Origin of the sequence: Pseudoselenomonas ruminis, assembly GCF_008271295.1 — a bacterium.
Taxonomy (GTDB): Bacteria; Bacillota; Negativicutes; order Selenomonadales; family Selenomonadaceae; genus Selenomonas_A; species Selenomonas_A ruminis.
In genome coordinates, this window is sequence record NZ_VTOY01000003.1 from 121,285 (window position 1) to 139,423 (window position 18,139).

17 protein-coding genes and 3 tRNA genes are annotated in these 18,139 nt (G+C 50.3%); 19 read left to right on the forward strand and 1 reads right to left on the reverse strand.

Annotated features, from left to right (window positions below):
- The first annotated feature begins 3 nt into the window (after nucleotides 1-3).
- The 14 genes from gltA to FZ040_RS06085 all read left to right on the forward strand — a co-directional run bounded on the left by gltA (nucleotide 4) and on the right by FZ040_RS06085 (nucleotide 10,695).
- Nucleotides 4-1,407: an NADPH-dependent glutamate synthase gene (gltA, locus tag FZ040_RS06020; RefSeq protein WP_149171181.1), complete on the forward strand. Its 1,404-nt coding sequence runs from the start codon at nucleotides 4-6 to the stop codon at nucleotides 1,405-1,407.
- A 105-nt stretch (nucleotides 1,408-1,512) separates the two neighbouring features.
- Entirely contained in the window at nucleotides 1,513-2,091 is a 579-nt protein-coding gene (locus tag FZ040_RS06025) for a 3'-5' exonuclease (protein ID WP_149171182.1), read from the forward strand.
- Nucleotides 2,088-2,585, forward strand: a complete 498-nt coding sequence (locus tag FZ040_RS06030) for a 2-thiouracil desulfurase family protein (protein ID WP_149171183.1) — start codon at nucleotides 2,088-2,090, stop codon at nucleotides 2,583-2,585. Before FZ040_RS06025 ends, FZ040_RS06030 begins: the two co-directional genes overlap by 4 nt.
- Nucleotides 2,586-2,678: 93 nt before the next feature.
- A tRNA-Asn gene (locus FZ040_RS06035) sits at nucleotides 2,679-2,754 on the forward strand.
- A gap of 3 nt (nucleotides 2,755-2,757) precedes the next feature.
- Nucleotides 2,758-2,832 (forward strand) — tRNA-Glu (locus FZ040_RS06040).
- A 5-nt stretch (nucleotides 2,833-2,837) separates the two neighbouring features.
- Nucleotides 2,838-2,913 (forward strand) — tRNA-Val (locus tag FZ040_RS06045).
- 65 nt (nucleotides 2,914-2,978) lie between these two features.
- Nucleotides 2,979-3,497 (forward strand): transcription repressor NadR, encoded by a 519-nt coding sequence (locus FZ040_RS06050; RefSeq protein ID WP_149171184.1) that lies wholly within the window; start codon nucleotides 2,979-2,981, stop codon nucleotides 3,495-3,497.
- A 106-nt stretch (nucleotides 3,498-3,603) separates the two neighbouring features.
- The gene (locus FZ040_RS06055; protein ID WP_149171185.1) at nucleotides 3,604-4,404 is read left to right on the forward strand and encodes an HD domain-containing protein; all 801 of its coding nucleotides are present in this window, start codon (nucleotides 3,604-3,606) and stop codon (nucleotides 4,402-4,404) included.
- A gap of 13 nt (nucleotides 4,405-4,417) precedes the next feature.
- Nucleotides 4,418-6,094, forward strand: a complete 1,677-nt coding sequence (locus FZ040_RS06060) for a glutamine--tRNA ligase/YqeY domain fusion protein (RefSeq protein ID WP_149171186.1) — start codon at nucleotides 4,418-4,420, stop codon at nucleotides 6,092-6,094.
- A gap of 1 nt (nucleotide 6,095) precedes the next feature.
- Nucleotides 6,096-6,407, forward strand: coding sequence for a hypothetical protein (locus tag FZ040_RS06065; RefSeq protein ID WP_149171187.1), 312 nt, complete (start codon nucleotides 6,096-6,098; stop codon nucleotides 6,405-6,407).
- Between the two features lie 37 nt (nucleotides 6,408-6,444).
- Entirely contained in the window at nucleotides 6,445-7,728 is a 1,284-nt protein-coding gene (locus FZ040_RS06070) for an ArsB/NhaD family transporter (protein WP_149171188.1), read from the forward strand.
- Nucleotides 7,729-7,950: 222 nt separating this feature from the next.
- Nucleotides 7,951-8,547 (forward strand): hypothetical protein, encoded by a 597-nt coding sequence (locus tag FZ040_RS06075; RefSeq protein ID WP_149171189.1) that lies wholly within the window; start codon nucleotides 7,951-7,953, stop codon nucleotides 8,545-8,547.
- 24 nt (nucleotides 8,548-8,571) lie between these two features.
- Nucleotides 8,572-9,327, forward strand: coding sequence for a 5'-methylthioadenosine/S-adenosylhomocysteine nucleosidase (gene mtnN / locus FZ040_RS06080; protein WP_149171190.1), 756 nt, complete (start codon nucleotides 8,572-8,574; stop codon nucleotides 9,325-9,327).
- Nucleotides 9,328-9,498: 171 nt separating this feature from the next.
- Nucleotides 9,499-10,695: an MFS transporter gene (locus FZ040_RS06085; RefSeq protein WP_149171191.1), complete on the forward strand. Its 1,197-nt coding sequence runs from the start codon at nucleotides 9,499-9,501 to the stop codon at nucleotides 10,693-10,695.
- A gap of 62 nt (nucleotides 10,696-10,757) precedes the next feature.
- On the opposite strand, the gene FZ040_RS06090 is transcribed toward FZ040_RS06085, so the two are convergent.
- Complete coding sequence (locus FZ040_RS06090; RefSeq protein WP_149171192.1) at nucleotides 10,758-12,137, reverse strand: NAD(P)/FAD-dependent oxidoreductase; 1,380 nt, start codon at nucleotides 12,135-12,137, stop codon at nucleotides 10,758-10,760.
- 338 nt (nucleotides 12,138-12,475) lie between these two features.
- Here FZ040_RS06090 and putP point away from each other — a divergent pair, with 338 nt between their 5' ends.
- The 5 genes from putP to FZ040_RS06115 all read left to right on the forward strand — a co-directional run bounded on the left by putP (nucleotide 12,476) and on the right by FZ040_RS06115 (nucleotide 18,069).
- Entirely contained in the window at nucleotides 12,476-13,927 is a 1,452-nt protein-coding gene (putP, locus tag FZ040_RS06095) for a sodium/proline symporter PutP (protein ID WP_149171284.1), read from the forward strand.
- Between the two features lie 114 nt (nucleotides 13,928-14,041).
- Nucleotides 14,042-14,407: a VOC family protein gene (locus tag FZ040_RS06100; RefSeq protein WP_149171193.1), complete on the forward strand. Its 366-nt coding sequence runs from the start codon at nucleotides 14,042-14,044 to the stop codon at nucleotides 14,405-14,407.
- Nucleotides 14,408-14,595: 188 nt separating this feature from the next.
- On the forward strand, nucleotides 14,596-15,459 hold the full coding sequence (locus FZ040_RS06105) for a response regulator (RefSeq protein ID WP_149171194.1): 864 nt from the start codon (nucleotides 14,596-14,598) through the stop codon (nucleotides 15,457-15,459).
- Between the two features lie 4 nt (nucleotides 15,460-15,463).
- The gene (locus FZ040_RS06110; protein WP_149171195.1) at nucleotides 15,464-15,928 is read left to right on the forward strand and encodes a chemotaxis protein CheX; all 465 of its coding nucleotides are present in this window, start codon (nucleotides 15,464-15,466) and stop codon (nucleotides 15,926-15,928) included.
- Nucleotides 15,929-16,062: 134 nt separating this feature from the next.
- Nucleotides 16,063-18,069, forward strand: a complete 2,007-nt coding sequence (locus FZ040_RS06115; RefSeq protein ID WP_149171196.1) for a methyl-accepting chemotaxis protein — start codon at nucleotides 16,063-16,065, stop codon at nucleotides 18,067-18,069.
- Nucleotides 18,070-18,139 lie beyond the last annotated feature (70 nt).

An 18,139-nucleotide genomic window follows, 5' to 3' on the forward strand; every position in this document is an offset into this window, starting at 1 on the left:
GCAATGGCTCTGTCTTTGAAAAAACATGAAATGCCGGTACAGGACCCGAAAGTCCGTGCCCATAACTTTGATGAGGTAGCCCTGGGCTACGATGAAGAAACGGCAGTAGCCGAGGCAGAACGCTGCCTGCACTGCAAGATTCCGCAGTGTCGCAAAGGCTGCCCGGTATCGGTTGATATCCCCGAGTTCATCGGCAAAATCAAAGAGCGTGATTTTGATGGCGCTATCGAAAAAATCAAGGAAGCCAACGCACTGCCGGCTGTCTGCGGCCGCGTCTGCCCGCAGGAGAACCAGTGCGAGAAATACTGCGTACTGGCCAAGAAGGGCGAGTCGGTCGGCATTGGCCGTCTCGAGCGTTTCGTGGCTGACCGCTATATGGCTAAGAACGAAGAAGTAAAGCCAATCGAATTTGCCGAAGATGCCCAGAAGGTTGCCGTTTTGGGTTCCGGTCCGTCCGGCCTTTCCTGTGCTGGCGACCTTGCCAAGATGGGCTATAAGGTCACGGTCTTTGAGGCACTGCACAAAGCTGGCGGCGTTTTGTCCTATGGCATTCCGGAATTCCGTCTGCCGAAGGACAAGGTTGTCAAAAAGGAAATCGAAAACATTGAGAAACTCGGCGTCAAATTCGAGCTTGATGCTGTTGCTGGCCGCCTGTTCACCGTCGATGAGCTGATGGAAGAAGAGGGCTTTGATGCCGTATTCATCGGCACGGGTGCCGGCTTGCCACGTTTCCAGGGGATTCCGGGCGAGGGGCTTAATGGCGTTTATTCGGCCAATGAGTTCCTGACGCGCTGCAATCTCATGAAGGCGTATAAGTTCCCTGAGTACGCAACGCCAATCAAGGTCGGCAAGAATGTCGCTGTCATCGGTGGCGGCAACGTGGCTATGGATGCTGCCCGCACGGCACTGCGCCTTGGTGCGGAGCACGTTTATATCGTCTACCGCCGCAGTGAAGCAGAGCTGCCGGCTCGTAAGGAAGAAGTCGAGCATGCAAAAGAAGAGGGCATTGACTTTAAATTGCTCAACAACCCGGTTGAGATTCTCGGCAACGAGGAAGGCTGGGTTAGCGGGATGAAGTGCATCCGCATGGAACTCGGTGAGCCCGATGAGTCTGGCCGCCGCCGTCCGGTACCGGTAGAAGGTTCGGAGTTCGAGCTGGCCGTTGATACCGTTATCGTGTCGATTGGTACGGGCCCGAATCCGATCATTGCCCATACGACGCCGGGGCTGGCTACGACGAAACGCGGCAATATCGAAGCCGATGAAGAATCGTGTGCAACGTCTAAGCCGGGCGTGTTTGCCGGTGGTGATATCGTCACGGGTGCGGCTACGGTAATTCTCGCTATGGGCGCAGGCCGCAAGGCTGCCGCCGCTATCGATGAATATCTGAAAAGCAAAAAGAAATAATGAATAGTTCCGGTCAATGAAGACCGAATAGAGTCCGTCTCAGTCGCAGCTATGTATTGAGGCGGATTTATCTATTGTATTTGGGAAAGAGGGAAAAGACGACAAATGATGAATTTTGCTGCCATTGACTTTGAGACAGCAACGGCATCCAGAGATTCGGCTTGCAGTGTGGCAGTCGTGGAAGTCAAGGATGGAAAACTATATGATTCATACTATACGCTGATTCAGCCGCCGGCAAACCGGTATAATTATTTCAATACCCGCATTCACGGAATAACGCGGGAAGATACTGCGGATGCACCGGTGTTTGCGCAGATTTGGCCGGAGCTTTTGACGCACTTGGAAGGGCGTATCGTTGTGGCGCATAATGCGCGCTTTGACATGGGCGTGCTGGGGGCTTGCCTGGCAAAATCCGGTCTGCCAAATCCGGATTTTGCCTATTGCGATACCGTGGCAATAGCCCGCAAAGTCTGGCCGGATTTGGAGAATCACAAGCTGAATACGGTAGGCGATTTCCTGCAGATTGCGTTCAATCATCACAATGCACTCGATGATGCCCGCACCTGTGCCTGCATTCCGATGGCGGCCGGCAAGGAGATGTCTACGGATAGTCTCGAAGCTTTGGTGCAGGAGCTTGGGGTAGCTGTTCAGCAATTTGGGATAAGAAAGGGGTATAAACGATGATTTTGGTAAGTGCCTGTTTGTTGGGACATAAAGTGAAATTTAATGGCGGAGCCAATACCAATGAGCTGCTGCTTAAATACAACGAACGGGGAAGATTTATTGCCGTCTGTCCGGAGTGTTTTGCCATGCTGCCGGTGCCACGTCCGCCGATGGAAATCCAGGAAGGAACGGGCAAGAAAGTTTTGATGGGAAAAGCCCGCGTCGTGGACGAGAACGGTATGGACACGACCAATTATCTTTTGACGGGCGCAGATAAAATCCTCAAGATTGCAGAAGCCTATCATGCGCGTGTGGCAATCCTGAAAGAGGGAAGTCCGTCCTGTGGTGTCAAGAAGATTCACGGCGGCAACTTTGATGGCAAAAAAATCAAAGGGCAGGGCGTGGCAGCTGCCTTATTGATGAAAAATGGCCTTACGGTCTATTCGGAAAAGGATATTACGGTGGGAAGACTAGAAGAATTAATCGCTGAAGATGTCCGTCACGATAAAATTTAAAAAAAATCGGGATTTTTTTCAAAAAAGGGGTTGCATTCTTTTTGAAAATCCCGTATAATACTTCTTGTCGACACGAGAGTGTCACCGAGTTATTCCTCGATAGCTCAGCCGGTAGAGCACCTGACTGTTAATCAGGCTGTCGCAGGTTCGAATCCTGCTCGAGGAGCCATATGGCGCGTTGGTCAAGTGGTTAAGACACCGCCCTTTCACGGCGGCTTCATGGGTTCGAATCCCATACGCGTCACCATTTTCGGGCGATTAGCTCAGCTGGGAGAGCGCCTGCCTTACAAGCAGGATGTCAGCAGTTCGATCCTGTTATCGCCCACCATTGAAAAGTATAGGCTGCCGTTAGGGCAGCCTTTTTTTTATCGTTAAACGGAAAGGGGTTTGTGCATGAATACGGAAGAACGCCGGAGAAAATTGTTTGAACGCCTGAAGGAAGCGGAACAGCCGTTAACAGGAACCAAGCTGTCCCGGGAATTTGGCGTAAGCCGCCAGATTATTGTCGGAGATATCAGCATTCTGCGGGCGCAGGGCGTGCAGATTTTTGCTACGCCGCGGGGCTATATCCTGCCTCAGGAGCAGGGGCAGGCAAGCCAGATGGTAACCCTGGTATGCCGTCATGATGCCGAAGGAATGGAAAAGGAATTATTGGCGATTGTCGATAACGGTGGTGCTGTCCTGGATGTTATCGTGGAGCATCCGCTCTATGGACCGATTCGCGGCGACCTGCTGCTGGAAAATCGCCGGGATATCCGGGCGTTTCTGTCCAAAATGCAGAAGTGCCAGGCTAATCCACTGCTCGTCGTGACTGGCGGGGTTCACATGCATACCGTGCGGGTGCCGGATGAAGAAACGCTGCAGGCTATCCGTGACGATTTGCGTAAGCTCCACATTCTGATTGAGAATTGACAGCGCTGAAAATGCAGAGAAATTCACGATATTGCGTGACAATTCCCTTCGTAGTATAATGTTTTCATGCAGTGTCCGGATGGGGTTATAGTAAGGAAGACGAGTAATGGAAGAATTACTGAAAAAAATGCATAGCTGGATGGACGATTATATGAAGCAGTTTGTCACCGATGACGAAGAAGTCATGCAGGGCATACGCATTAAGATGGTCCATACAGGATACGTTACGGAAATCGCACGGGAACTGGCCCGGCATTTGAAGTTTCGTGAGCACGACGTTCAATTGGCTGAGGTCATGGGCCTGTTTCACGACGTGGGACGATTCCGCCAGTACAGCCTATATAAGACCTTTAACGATGCGCAGTCCGAAGACCATGCAGACCTTGGCCTCAAGGTATTGACAGAGGAAATGCCTTATATGGCGGAACTTTCGCCTGAAGACGAGACGTTGGTTCGCTTTGCCATCCGCAATCATAATAAGAAGGAAATCGAACCTACGGATGATTGGCGTAAGCTGGTTTTTGCGCGGCTGCTGCGCGATGCCGATAAGCTCGACATTTACCGTGTCCTTTCGCCTTATCTGGTACCGGAGGGGGCGCAAAAAGCGCCAAACTTTGTCCCCAGCGATGCCAGTCAGCTGGTAAGTCCGGACTTTGTCCGGGATTTTGCCGAGGGAAAACAGGCGGACTACCATCGTCTGCGGACGCATGGGGACCGGAAACTCGTACGGCTCATGTGGGTCTATGACATCAACTACAGCTGGACGCTTCGCAAGATGGTAGAGCGGGGGTATATTGACCTCATCATCAAGTACCTGCCGGAACAGGAAGGTCTGGAGGAAGGAATCCGCCGTCTGCGGAAATATGTTAAAGAAAAATGCGCGGCCGAAGACCGTGTGGAGTTATAAAGGAGAGAATCAAATGGCAGAGAATACGACGATCGCTTCCAATTTCATTCAGAATGCGATTGAGGAAGACCAGAAGAACGGAAAGTATACGGAAGGTATTCATACGCGTTTCCCACCTGAGCCGAATGGTTATCTCCATATCGGCCATGCAAAATCGATTTGCCTGAACTTCGGTCTGGCCGAGCACAATCATGGCCTTTGCAACCTTCGCTTCGATGATACGAATCCGACGAAGGAAGATACGGAGTATGTTGACTCGATTCAGGAAGATATCCATTGGCTTGGTTTTTCCTGGCAGAACCGCATGTTCTATGCATCGGATTACTTTGACAAACTTTACGATTATGCCTGTGAGCTTATTAAAAAGGGACTTGCTTATGTCGATGACCTGTCCGCTGACGAAATCCGTGCCTATCGCGGGACGCTTACGGAACCGGGCAAGGAAAGCCCATACCGCAACCGCAGTGTTGAGGAGAATCTCGACTTGTTCGCCCGCATGAAAGCTGGCGAATTTGCCGATGGGGAAAAGGTACTGCGGGCCAAGATTGATATGGCATCGCCGAACATGGTCCTGCGCGATACGGTCATCTATCGCATTGCTCATGCGCATCATCATCGCACGGGAGATGCCTGGTGCATCTATCCAATGTATGATTTTGCTCATCCGCTTTCCGATGCGATTGAGGGCATCACGCATTCGGTTTGCACGCTCGAGTTTGAGGAGCACCGTCCGTTCTATGACTGGCTCTTAGAATCGCTGGGCTTTGATGCCAATACGCGTCCACGCCAGATTGAGTTTGCGCGTTTGAACCTTACCAATACGGTCACGAGCAAGCGCAAATTGCGTCAGCTGGTCGAAGAGCATTTCGTCAGTGGCTGGGATGATCCGCGTATGCCGACGATTTCGGGACTTCGCCGCCGCGGCTACACGCCGGCATCGCTGCGCAAGTTCTGCGAAGAAATTGGCGTTGCGAAAGCGGACAGCCTGGTTGATGTCAGCATGCTTGAGCATTGCGTCCGCGATGACCTCAACGAAAATGCTGACCGTGTTATGGCGGTACTGCGTCCGCTGAAGGTCGTCATCACGAACTATCCGGAAGATAAAGAGGAATACCTGCTGGCTGACAATAATCCGATGCATGGCGGCAGCCGCTTTGTACCGTTCTCGCGGGAAATCTACATCGAGCAGGAAGACTTCATGGAAGAGCCGCCAAAGAAATATTTCCGCCTCAAACCGGGCGGCGAGGTTCGTCTCAAACATGCCTATATCATCAAATGCGAGGAAGTTATCAAAGATGAAAATGGCAAGGTTGTAGAACTTCACTGCACGGCTTATTTGGATTCGAAGACTGGCGGGGCAACCGCTGGCCGCAAAATCAAGGGCACGATTCACTGGGTAGCTGCTAAGACGGCTCTGCCAGCAGAAGTACGCCTTTATGATTATCTTATCGAGTCGGATGAGAACGGCAATGTGCCCGCGGACTTCCTGGAAGCACTCAACAAGAATTCGCTGGAGACGATTGAAAATGCGTGGATTGAACCGAGCGTCAAGCTGACGGCAGCTGGCACGCATTACCAGTTCTTGCGCACGGGATATTTTGTCGTAGACCCGGATACTACGCCGGACAAGCTCGTATTCAACCGGGTGGTTGGTCTGCGTGACAGTTGGGCAAAGGTAAAGAAGGGATAATATGAGCAAAATACCAAAAGGCCTTACGGATAAGGACATGTTCCAAAATTATGTGGAGGAAGCTACGCTGGAGGACACCTTCATTAAAGCGGAGAAGGCCGCTGAGCAGAAGCGCCGCGAACGCGCCGGCATTGAACCGCCGGCACAGCTTGGCAAGGCCGGTTTTACGCCGGAGCTTACCGAGGAGCTGGGCAAGGCTTTGCTGCAGTTAAAGATGGAACTGTTCCGTGAGGGAATCCAGAAGTATTCGTTCAAGATCAAGCGCGATGGGGAAAACATCGTGCTGGTTCCGAAGTATAAGAAAAACCAGTAAATTGAACCAGTATAAATAAAGAAAGAAGTGGATTGTATTGCTGAGCAGCACAACGGTAGCAGTCATCATTTTTGTTACTGCTTACGCGCTGATAATTTCCGAGAAGGTTCACCGTACGATTGTCGGTATTTTCGGAGCGATGCTGATGATACTCTGTGGAATCATCAGCCAGGAAACTGCTATTCATCATATTGATTTTAATACCTTAGGGCTCTTGATGGGCATGATGATTATCGTCAATATCACCAGTGAGACCGGACTTTTCAATTTTCTGGCCATTTGGGCGGCCAAGAAAGTAAAGGCTCGTCCGATTGCCCTGCTGGTGGCTTTGTCGACTCTGACCATGATTTGTTCCGCCCTGCTCGATAACGTTACTACGGTTTTGTTGACCGTACCGATTACGTTCAGCATCACGGCACAGCTCAAGGTGGATGTAAAACCTTATTTGATTTCGCAGATTCTGTCCTCGAATATCGGTGGTACGGCGACTCTCATCGGCGACCCGCCAAACATTATGATTGGCAGTGCTGTGGGGCTTAATTTCATGGATTTTGTCATGAATATGACCGGGGTATCGATTGTTATTTTTATCGTCGTACAGGCGCTGCTCATCCTGCTTTATGGCAAAGGGCTCAAGACTCAGCCGGATCTTCAGGAAAAGGTCATGCGCCTTAATGCGAAGAGCCAGATTTCCGATGTAAAGCTTTTGAAGAAATGCTTGTTTGTTATCTTCGTTACGATTTCCCTGTTTGTTATGCATGGCGCTCTTGGCCTGGAAACGGCTACGGCTGCTCTTACCGGAGCAGGTTTGCTGCTGCTCATCACGTTTACGCGCAATGAGGCGATGATTTCCAAGGTACTTTCGAAAGTCGAGTGGCTGGCCATCTTCTTTTTTGCTGGTCTGTTTGTATTGGTCGGCGCGCTGGTGGAAACGGGGGTCATCAAGATGCTCGCCGCTGAGGCCATCAAGCTCACGAATGGTGATGTAACGGCTACGGCTGTGCTGATCCTTTGGATGAGCGCCATTGCTTCGGCCTTTATCGACAATATTCCGTTTGTGGCGACGCTTATCCCGCTGATTCAGGATATGGGGCAGATGGGCCTTACGAATCTTGACCCGCTCTGGTGGTCACTGGCACTTGGTGCCTGCCTCGGCGGCAATGGTACTTTGATTGGTGCTAGTGCTAACGTTGTCGTTGCCTCGATGGCAGCACAGCGTGGCCGTCAGATTTCCTTCCTTGGATTTATGAAAGTGGCCTTCCCGGTCATGGTGCTGACGATTATTATGGCCAATGTTTACATCTGGCTGCGTTATCTTTAAGAATGACTGCAAGAAGCTGTCTTCCCTGATTCGGGGAGACAGCTTTTTTAAGCAAGTGCTATAGCATTTCCTATGTCGCCTTTTGCGTAAGGAGTGGAGTAAGGGGCGTCTTCTTAGGGAATCAGTATGTATTTGTGGCTAATTTTTTATTGTGTAACATTTTTTACAGACTGCCTTCGTTTTTTTCCGTATAGTTAGGGAATACGAAACGGAGGTAATAGAATGAGTGCATTTTTAGGACCGATTCACTATTGGATGTATGAAAAGATATTGGTGCAGGAGGAACTCGTGGCCCGCATAGCTGCTAAAGCAGTGCAGGAGGGCTGGCTGGATTCGACAGCGGAGTTTGTGGCTGGCGAAAGCCGCCCGCTGGAAGAAATCATCGATGAAGCCAATATTCACGGCTGGTTAAGCGCCCGGATTGAAAGTGTGGAAAAGCGCTATGCCGGACTGGTGGTCGGGCTCGTAACCGGGCATGAGGAAAGAATGGCTGACTTGAAGGCGATCGCCTATGCATTGGGAAGCGGAAAAGCTGCCGCTGCCGATAGTACGGCCGGCGAGTGCTACAAGCGGATTGAGGATTGTACGCTGGATGGTATGCCCTGCGATGGGGTAAATGCCGTTACCGATAAAAGTGAGGAAAGCTTTAGCTGGCAGCAGCGGTTTGATGTTCATGGCATGTATTGGAAGGAAGCGGGGGGCCGGGGGGAAGACTACTATGCCCTGCGCCAGCAGCTGGTGGCTGGGATTCTTTCGGCAACCGATTTTGTTTTGACAAGTTCTGGACAGGGAAAATACTGTTTATGTCATAAGGAGTAAAGATTCGTAAAGGGGCGAGAATAAATGGATACCCAAAGGATAATGATTGAAGGTGCCATGAATATGGAAACCAGTCTGCTGCTCAAAGCGCTGGCTGACCCGCAGGAACATATCGTGGGGCAGTGGCGTTTTGTCGAGGGATGTTACCATTCGGTGCATTTGGTGGTGGCTGTGACTTCAATCGGTATGACGAATGCGGCGGCAGCTACGGCGCTGGGTATCGAAAAATTCCGCCCTGCTGCCGTTATAAGCCAGGGCACTGCCGGTGGTCATGACCCGGCACTGCAGGCTTACGATATCGTGCTGGGCAAGCGCTCTTTCGACGCAAGTGCTTACCGCACGGCCCAGGAAGAAAAGGCAGATTGGCGGCATCTTGAGCTCATGGGGGCGTATGCCTATGATGCGGCCGCCCAGGCTTTTGTTCCGCAGGCCGTTTATTATCCCGGGGATGAAAAACTGCTGGCAGCGGCGCGTACGGTGGGACAGGAGTATACGCGGGGCCGTGTAGTCGATGGCTGCATCGCAAGCTGCAATACCTGGAACCGGCAAAAAGAGCGCCTGCAATACCTGCACGACCAATTTGGCTCTTCCTGCGAGGATATGGAGGTAAACTCGGCGGCACAAATCTGCCAGCAGTACGGGATTCCGTTTCTCGGCATCCGTATCCTATCGAATACCGAATTCCGGGCGGAGGAATTCCAGCCAGAATCGGCAGGTGTTTGCCAGCAGTTTGTCTTAGCCGTGGCAGAGCAATACAACCGGGAGTTGGCTGGCAACTGACAAAATCATAGTAGGATAGTTAAAGCAGTCTGTATGGCAGGCTGCTTTTTTATTGTCAAAGTGCTATAGAGAATCAGGCGGTTGTAATATATAAATTGACATGTAAATTATTACATATTATAATTATTCTTTGTAATTGACAGGTCAATTACGGAAAGGAGCGATAGTATTTTGACAAGAGAAAAATTATGGACACGGAATTTTGGTGCGTTGATTGCGGCAAATGGCTTGTTGTTTGCTAGCTTTCATTTTTTGCTGCCAACGATTACCTTGTATGCAGCTAGTCTGGGGGCAACGGGTATGCAAATGGGATTGATTGGTGGTATTTTTGGTTATTCGGCAATTTTTATCCGCTTGTTTACGGATACAGGCGTAAGGGCGTTTGGCAAGAAATTATGCCTGTATGCTGGCCTTATCCTTTGCGTTCTGGCAACGCTTGGCTATCTGTTTTTTACGAATATCAATGCCCTGGTTTTTGCCCGGGTAATTCACGGTTTTGGCTTTGGTCTGGCTACGACGTTTGCCGCGGCATTGGCTGCTGATGTAATTCCTGCTTCACGCCGGGGCGAAGGCATTGGTTATTTCGGCTTGGGCAGTACGGTTGCCATGGCGATGGCACCAGCTTTAGGCTTGTGGCTGCTTTCTGAGGGTGCGGTAAATCTCTTTTTATCCTCGATAACAGCGGCATTGCTGGCGTTATTCTTTTCTTATATCTGCCGGGGCAAAAAGATGGTATCGGAATTGCCGCCAGTGGCACCAATCAAGTCATCCATTCGCAATCGCTTGTGTGAACGCAATACGGGCGGACCAGCCCTGCTGACTATTTTGTTTGGTGCTGGCTACGGCAGTGTCAACACTTTCATTGCCATGCTGGCGGCAGAAAAGAGCATCGAAGGGGCAGGCCTCTTCTTTGTAGTAGGTACTTTGTTTATCTTTATTTCCCGTCCATTTGGCGGGCGGCTTCTTGACCGGTATGGCGCTTTTGCCGTAGTCCTGCCAGGGGCAATTTCATATTTAGCCGCTCTGGGGCTTTTGATATGGGCTCCGTCTTTAGCCTGGCTGCTGGTGGCATCGGCCTTTTATGGTCTGGGAGCAGGCGCACTGCTGCCGGCACTTCTTACCTGGATGCTCAATCAGGTACATCCGGACCGGCATAGTGTCGCCAGTGCAACGTTCTATAATATGTTGGATATCGGCACGAGTACCGGTATTATGGTGCTCGGTACGGTGGCGGGCGAAATCGGCTTTACCGGAATGTTTGGCTGGATTGCAGCGATCATGGGAGCATTTTTGCTGCTGGCGGTCATCCAGTATCGCAGCCGGGATACGAATGAGGTTTCTTTTGAGGAAATTGAAGACGCAGAGTAAGTAAATAAAAATGAGACGTACAAGGCAAAGTGACTTGTACGTCTCATTTTTTATATAACAGCTTATTTTACGCGGTCGAGAATACGGCGGGCAACGTAGACACCGCTGGCACCTGCTTGCGAGAGGCCGCGGGTAACGCCGGCACCATCGCCGATGGCAAAGACGTTCTTGAGCGTGGTTTCGAGTTCTTTGGAGAGAACAACGCGGGAACTGTAGAATTTGACTTCAACACCGTAGAGCAGGGTGTCATCATTGGTCATACCCGGGGCGATGTTGTTGAGTGCCTGAATCATTTCGATGATGTTGTCGAGATGGCGTTTCGGCAGTACGAGAGACAAATCACCCGGCGTTGCCTGCAGGGTTGGCTTCGTGAAGCTCTTCGTCATGCGGTGGGCATTCGTGCGGCGTCCCTTCATGAGGTCGCCAAAGCGCTGGACGATGATACCGCCGCCGAGCATGTTTGAGAACGAAGCAATGCGTTTGCCGTACTGATGCGGCGATTTGAACGGCTCCGTGAAGCGGTTGCTGACGAGCAGGGCGAAGTTCGTGTTGTTGCTCTGCAGTTTCGGATCGCTGTAGGAATGGCCGTTGACCGTTACAATGCCATCGGTGTTTTCCATGACAACGTGGCCGTGCGGGTTCATGCAGAACGTGCGGACCTGGTCGCCGTAGCGTTTCGTGCGGTAGACGAGTTTTGCCTCATAGACCTGGCTCGTGATATGGTTCCAGACTTCGTCAGGAACTTCAACACGGACGCCGACGTCGACGCGATTGTTTTCCTGCTGGAGGCCGAGTGATTCGCATTCGTTGGAGAACCATTCGGCGCCAGCACGGCCTGGAGCGACAATCAGGTATTCGGCTTCAATCGTTTCGCCATTTTCCAGTTCAAGGCTGTTGTGGCCTTCACCGTCGGAGTGGATATGAGCGACCGGGCACTCAAAGCGGAATTCCACTTTGTCTTTGAGGTACTCATACGTTGCCTTAAGCATGTTGAGGTTGTTTTCCGTGCCGAGATGACGGACGCTGGCACTGAGAAGATGGAGGTCATGCTGCAGAGCCAGCTGGCCAATGTTGGAATTTTCGGTGGAGAAGACTTCGGCTGGCGCGCCATGCTTCATGTTAATCTTGTCGACGTAGTTGATGAGGTCCATGACTTCGTTATCGGGCAGGTATTCGTTGAGCCAGCCGCCAAACTGTGTCGTGAAGTTGTACTTGCCGTCGGAGAAGGCGCCGGCACCGCCGAAGCCGCGCATGATGCTGCAAGGTTTGCAGCCGATGCAGCTTTTTACTTTACCCGTTGATATGGGGCAGACGCGGTGGTAAATGTCCTTGCCGCTTTCAAGAACCAGGATATGGAGCTCCGGTTTTTTTTCTGCTAGCTCGTAAGCGGCAAAGACTCCTGCCGGGCCGCCGCCAACAATTGCAACATCGTACTTTTTCATGGAAATTCCCTCCTAAAATATGTGGCCTGCATAAATTCGGGCGCACAAAAAGAGCGCAGATTTTTGCTGTTCGGGTGGGAAGCAATCTGCGTATTCAATCGGTTTTTCTTGGGCTTCTCGCAAAACCTTTGCTATTATACGAGAAGATTTTACAGATTGCAAGCTTTTTTTTGCGAAAAAAATATAAATGTGTACACTATAACAGAAATAGTATAGCTCCTATATAAATAATAGTTGCATTTATAAGGCGTTTATGGTTATAATGTATATCATATTGTAAACCTGTAACATGATTTTGAGGAGGAAAACTATTGACACATAATCTGGCAATCATCAATATGTTTATCTTGTATATTGGTGTCATGATGGCAATCGGTGTTTACTATTATCGCCGGACGCGTAATATGAGTGATTATTTTTTGGGAAACCGCAAATTGGGGGCCTGGGTAACCTCTTTGAGTGCTGAGGCGTCGGATATGAGCGGCTGGATGCTGATGGGCGTTCCAGGCTTTGCTTATCTGGCAGGCCTGAATGCGGGCTGGATTGCCGTTGGCATAGCGATTGGAACCTGGGCTAATTGGCATTTCGTGGCGGCACGGCTTCGCAAATATACGGAACTTGCCAATAACTCGCTGACGCTCCCAGAATTTTTGGAGAACCGCTTTGAGGACACCAGCGGACTGCTGCGCATTGTGCCGGCAATCTTCATTTTGATTTTTTTCATCATCTATACGTCCTCGGGATTTGTTTCGGCGGGCCGTTTATTTGAGACGGTTTTTGGGATCCCGTATCAGTATGCGATTTTTATCGGTGCCGGGGCAGTGGTATTCTACACCTTGGTGGGCGGTTTCCTGGCGGTTTCCCGTACGGATTTCATTCAGGGGATCATGATGTTTTTTGCCATACTGGTGGTTCCGATTACGGCTGGTATGTCCATGGGCGGCTTGGGCGCAACGCTTTCGGCTATCGACAGTGTTCAGCATTCCATGCTGGAGCCTTTCACGAAGCCGGATGGTTCCGTGCTGGGCATTATTGAGCTCATTTCCCTGCTGGCCTGGGGTATTGGCTACTTTGGACAGCCGCATATCCTGGTGCGCTTTATGGCAATTTCCAGCTCCAGGGAAATCAAACAGGCTACCCGCATTGCTATGACCTGGGTAGTGGTTTCGCTGGCTGCCGCTGTGGCGGTGGGAATGGCTGGCCGCGTGTTTTTGGCTGACCCTCTTCAGGGGACCGAATCGGAGACGGTATTTCTCGTCATGACAAATACCATGTTTCCGCCGGTGGTAGCGGGGCTGATCTTGTCGGCAGTTCTGGCGGCTATTATGAGTACGGCGTCTTCCCAGCTGTTGGTAGCAGCATCGGCCTTTGCCCAGGATTTCTATCGCACGCTGACCCGCAAGGAGGCTGACCAGAAAGAACTGGTATGGATAAGCCGTGCATCGGTTTTGGTCATTGCCTCGCTGGCAATCTTTCTGGGACTTAATCCGAACAGCTTCATCCTCGATATGGTTGCGTATGCCTGGGCGGGATTTGGCGCAGCCTTTGGACCGGCCCTGCTCATGAGCCTCTTCTGGCGCCGTACTACCCGCAATGGTGTTTTGGCTGGTATTATCGTGGGCGGCGTAACGGTTCTCGTCTGGAAGCAGCTGGCGCTGTTCGGCCTTTATGAAATCGTGCCGGGCTTTGTGTTCTCTCTGCTGGCCATTTATGTAGTCAGTCTTTTGGACAAAAAGCCGTCGCCGACGATTACGGCTGTGTTCGATTCCGTCAAGCATAGTGAAATATAATGAGGGATAAGATGTCTCCGTGCTCTAAAGCGGGGACGATTTTCCTTTGGTAAATTTAAGCTAGTGGCAGTATAATTATTGACAGGCACTTAGTTGAAGTAAGGAGGAAATGCTATGAATTTCAAATTTGTCCATAATAACCTGAATGTATTAGACCTTGAGCGAAGCTTGCAGTTCTATCAAAAGGCACTGGATTTAAAAGAGGTACATCGTCTGGAAAATCCGGATTTTACCCTGGTGTATCTTGGAGACGGTGGCAGTTCCTCGCATGAATTGGAGCTGACCTGGCTGAAAGGGCGCAAAGAACCCTATAATCTTGGGGAAAATGAATTTCATATTGCCCTTACGGTGGATGATTTTGAGGCGGCACATGCGCGTCACAAGGAAATGGACTGCATCTGCTATGAAAATGCCGCGATGGGGATTTATTTCATCAGCGACCCGGATGGCTATTGGATTGAAATCCTTCCGGAAAAGTAAGGAATAGCTATGGAAATGAAATGGTATCAGCGTAAAATCTGATACCATTTTATTTTTTTTATGGAGGAGCAGGGATTTTCGTCATGCATAGCGAAAATTTAAGTATTGAGAATTGAATAGCCCTAAGAGTATAGGTAAGGAAATAGTGTCACGTAGTCTTAAGTATTAAAAGAAGCAGGTGAGCATTTGTGGAGAAAGTCAAAGTGATGATTGTCGACGATTCAAAAATCAGTCGGGCAATGCTGGAAGGGAATCTCAAGAAGACCAACTTTGAAGTATGCGCTATGGCAGCAAATGCAGCGGAGGCTGTTCAGCTTTATGCTGAACACAGACCGGCTGTAGTTACCATGGATATGAATCTTCCGGATGCGGATGGCATTGAATGCAGCCAACGTATCCGTGCAATCGACTCCGATGCAAAGATTGTCATGATTAGTGCCATGAAGGATGCCAGCCTGGTGGCAAAGGGACGCGAGGCTGGGATAAGTGCGTTCATGCAGAAACCAATCAATACCAATGATTTGATTGATACACTGATGATGCTGTGCCAGAACAAGGTAGGGAAGGTTGCCGTATTGCGGGAATCTTATGCGAAACCTTTTGCGCGGGCACTGCAGCAGGGGCTTTTCAGCTTAGTCGGTGTGCACAGTGAAGTAGAAGTCGAGTTGGATGAACGCCGTTTCCTCGATGTCAGCGGCGTGGCCGTTATCATTGGCTTGACTGGCTATCCTGTTGGCCGTGCCATTGTTTCCATGGAAGCGGATACCATGCATAAGTTTTCGATGATTATGCTGGACAAAGAGAGTTTGGAGGATATTACGGAAGAGGAGGCTAGTGAGTCGGTAGAGGAGTCTGCCAATATTATCGTCGGCCGTGGTGTATCGAATATCAACGATATATTCAAGGACAAAGAGATGCGCATTACGCCGCCGGGCACAATTTGCGGTTCAAATATCCGCATCGCAAGCCCGAAGTTGACTACTTTCCGCATCGTAGCAAAAACTCGGATTGGAGATATAAGCATGAATGTGGGATTTGCGGAAGGAGATTGATACGATGGATGCAAAGTTAGTGAATCCGTTTGTGGATGCATTCACAACTGTCATGCCGCAGATGGGATTTCCCGAGCCGAAGCGCCTGAAGATGAATGTTAGGGAACAGAATGCCGTGAGCAAGGGCGTGTCTGTTATTGTTGGGTTTACCAAACAGATTCGTGGCAACGTTGTGTATAATATGACTGAAGATACGGCGAAATTCATTGCTTCGACAATGATGATGGGGATGCCCGTGGCAGAGTTTGATGCGATGGCTCAGAGTGCCATTTCGGAAATGAGCAATATGCTTACAGCCAATGCGGCAACGAATCTTACGGGAATGGGTCTCGAGGTAGATATTTCGACCCCGTCGCTTTCCATTGGGGAGAATTTTCAGGTGAAGATAAGTGATGCCCAGTATCTTACCGTTGAAATGGATTTGGCTGGTCATGTGGTAGAGCTTGACATTGCGGTAGAACAGCAGTAAGATTTGCATATGGAATTGATAATAGAGCATTGCATAAAATTTTTATTTATGCAATGCTTTTACTATGAGTTCCAAAGATGATGTGTGTATGCCGGATTGGGGAATCCGGCGAGGAGAATCAGGAGGTTAGGTTGATGAGATTAAACAGCCTACGGACAAAATTTTTGGCGGGGTTCCTGCCAATGTTTGTCGGCAGCTTTTTTGTGTTTTTTGCAATCAGCTACTACATGTCCAGCAATGCGATGTTTGAAAGTGCGGATATGATTTCCCGGGAAATCGGTAAAAGTACCGCATTGCAGATTGAAAAAACCTACTTGGAAAAGGAAATGGTCATTGAGGGGCTGGCGATGAACCAGGGAATTATTTCTGGTGACCGTGAGCAGCGCATGAAGATTATGGCAAACATCAAGGCGAGGTCGGCTGGGTTTGCCATGCTGGCTTACTCTGATGTAAACGGCAAGGCCTATAGCGAGACCGGAAAAGATATGGACCGCTCATCCCGTGAATACATTAAGAAGGTTCGCGAGACGAAAAAACCTTATATGACCGGTCCGTCGGTATCTGGTTCAACGGGAAAACTCATTACGATTATGGCTTATCCGGTATTGGATAATGGCAATTTGACTGGTATTGTTTACGGCACGATTGAACTTGACGAGATTTCAGAAATTGCGGGCAGTATCAAGTATATGGAAACTGGCCGTGTCTATATTGCCGATCAGGAAGGCTTGGTTATCGCTTATGCACAGCAGCCGGATGATGTCGGCAAGTTGGATATTTCCAAGGAGACATCAAATAAGACAATCGATAAAGCTTTAGTGGATGGCTACAATAAGGCAATCCAGGAAGATAAGCAGGTAGATACGGAATATACGACTTCAGCGGGAGTAGCTTCGAAGGCGGTTATGACGCCGATTCATCTGGGAAATCGTACCTGGTTGGCCGTTTCGGTAGCCCCGCTTGATGAAATCCGTGCGGATGCCAATAATCTGATTCGCGTGCTGACGCTGGTCGGATTGGTTATGGTTCTTGCCATCGCAATGATCATTTGGGTTGTTTCGGGCAAGATGGCTGCACCAGTCATTTCGCTTCGTGAGGATTGCCGGATTCTCAACGACGGCGACCTCCGTTCGCGGCCCTTGTCGGTAGATACCAACGATGAGCTCGGGGAATTGGCCCGCGGCTTTGAAAATATGCGGCAGACGATTCGCGGCCTTATCAGCAGCATTCAGAGCAGTGCAGAAAAAGTTTCGGCTTCGGCAGAAGAGCTTACGGCTGCATCGCATCAGTCGGCTGATGCTTCGAATCAGGTTGCTCAGCAGATTACCGATATTGCTACGGGAATTGCTAACCAGTCGGAACTGGCTGAGGAAGCGGATCAGGCAGCTCAGGATATTGCCGGTCGTACGGACAGCGTCGTTATGAATACCGAGGCAATTGCCTCCGTTACGCAGATGACGGTCGAAAGCGTCACCTCTGGCCGTGATGCAATCAACACGGTAGTTGATTCCATGCAGAATATCAGTGACAGCACCTCGACGGTTAAAACGTCCATTCAGGCACTGTCCAAGAGTTCCGAGGAAATCAGCAAGATTGTCGAAATGATTTCCGGCATTGCCGAGCAGACGAATCTGCTGGCACTCAATGCAGCTATCGAGGCTGCCCGTGCCGGCGAGGCTGGACGCGGTTTTGCTGTCGTAGCAGATGAAGTTCGCAAACTGGCAGAGGAATCGGCATCGTCGACGCAGCAGATCGCAAGTCTGGTCGCACAGATCCAGACGGATATGAAAGATGCCGTCGAGGCCAGTGAGCTCAGTGCTGAAAGCGTTGCGAGCAGCATGGATTCGGTTAAGAGCGCCGATGAAGTCTTCGAGTCTATCAAGATTTCCATCCAGTCGCTGGCAATGGGCATTGAGGAGGTTACGACGAATTTCCGCAGCATTGCCGAAGGCACGAAGACGATGCAGCATTCGGTAAATAACATTGCGGAAATCAGCAGCCAGAACGCATCCCGGGCGCAGTCGGTATCGGCTACGACGGAGGAGCAGTCGGCTTCTACCCAGGAAATTGCGGCAGCAACCCGCAGCCTGGCAGAGCAGGCAGAGCAGCTGGCTCATCAGATTGATAAATTCCGGACCTGATGGATTTTAACCATCAAGGCGGCCCACGATTATGTGGGCCGCTTTTCTTTTTGAAAAATATAGTTGGCAA

Excerpts from the sequence above, each read along its gene's own strand:
- FZ040_RS06060 (WP_149171186.1), top strand. The coding sequence starts at position 4,418 with ATGGCAGAGAATACGACGATCGCTTCCAATTTCATTCAGAATGCGATT.
- FZ040_RS06115 (WP_149171196.1), top strand. The coding sequence starts at position 16,063 with ATGAGATTAAACAGCCTACGGACAAAATTTTTGGCGGGGTTCCTGCCA.
- FZ040_RS06050 (WP_149171184.1), top strand. The coding sequence starts at position 2,979 with ATGAATACGGAAGAACGCCGGAGAAAATTGTTTGAACGCCTGAAGGAA.
- FZ040_RS06030 (WP_149171183.1), top strand. The coding sequence starts at position 2,088 with ATGATTTTGGTAAGTGCCTGTTTGTTGGGACATAAAGTGAAATTTAAT.
- gltA (WP_149171181.1), top strand. The coding sequence starts at position 4 with ATGGCTCTGTCTTTGAAAAAACATGAAATGCCGGTACAGGACCCGAAA.
- FZ040_RS06075 (WP_149171189.1), top strand. The coding sequence starts at position 7,951 with ATGAGTGCATTTTTAGGACCGATTCACTATTGGATGTATGAAAAGATA.
- FZ040_RS06065 (WP_149171187.1), top strand. The coding sequence starts at position 6,096 with ATGAGCAAAATACCAAAAGGCCTTACGGATAAGGACATGTTCCAAAAT.
- FZ040_RS06100 (WP_149171193.1), top strand. The coding sequence starts at position 14,042 with ATGAATTTCAAATTTGTCCATAATAACCTGAATGTATTAGACCTTGAG.
- FZ040_RS06055 (WP_149171185.1), top strand. The coding sequence starts at position 3,604 with ATGGAAGAATTACTGAAAAAAATGCATAGCTGGATGGACGATTATATG.
- FZ040_RS06110 (WP_149171195.1), top strand. The coding sequence starts at position 15,464 with ATGGATGCAAAGTTAGTGAATCCGTTTGTGGATGCATTCACAACTGTC.
- FZ040_RS06025 (WP_149171182.1), top strand. The coding sequence starts at position 1,513 with ATGATGAATTTTGCTGCCATTGACTTTGAGACAGCAACGGCATCCAGA.
- FZ040_RS06090 (WP_149171192.1), bottom strand. The coding sequence starts at position 12,137 with ATGAAAAAGTACGATGTTGCAATTGTTGGCGGCGGCCCGGCAGGAGTC.
- putP (WP_149171284.1), top strand. The coding sequence starts at position 12,476 with ATGTTTATCTTGTATATTGGTGTCATGATGGCAATCGGTGTTTACTAT.
- mtnN (WP_149171190.1), top strand. The coding sequence starts at position 8,572 with ATGGATACCCAAAGGATAATGATTGAAGGTGCCATGAATATGGAAACC.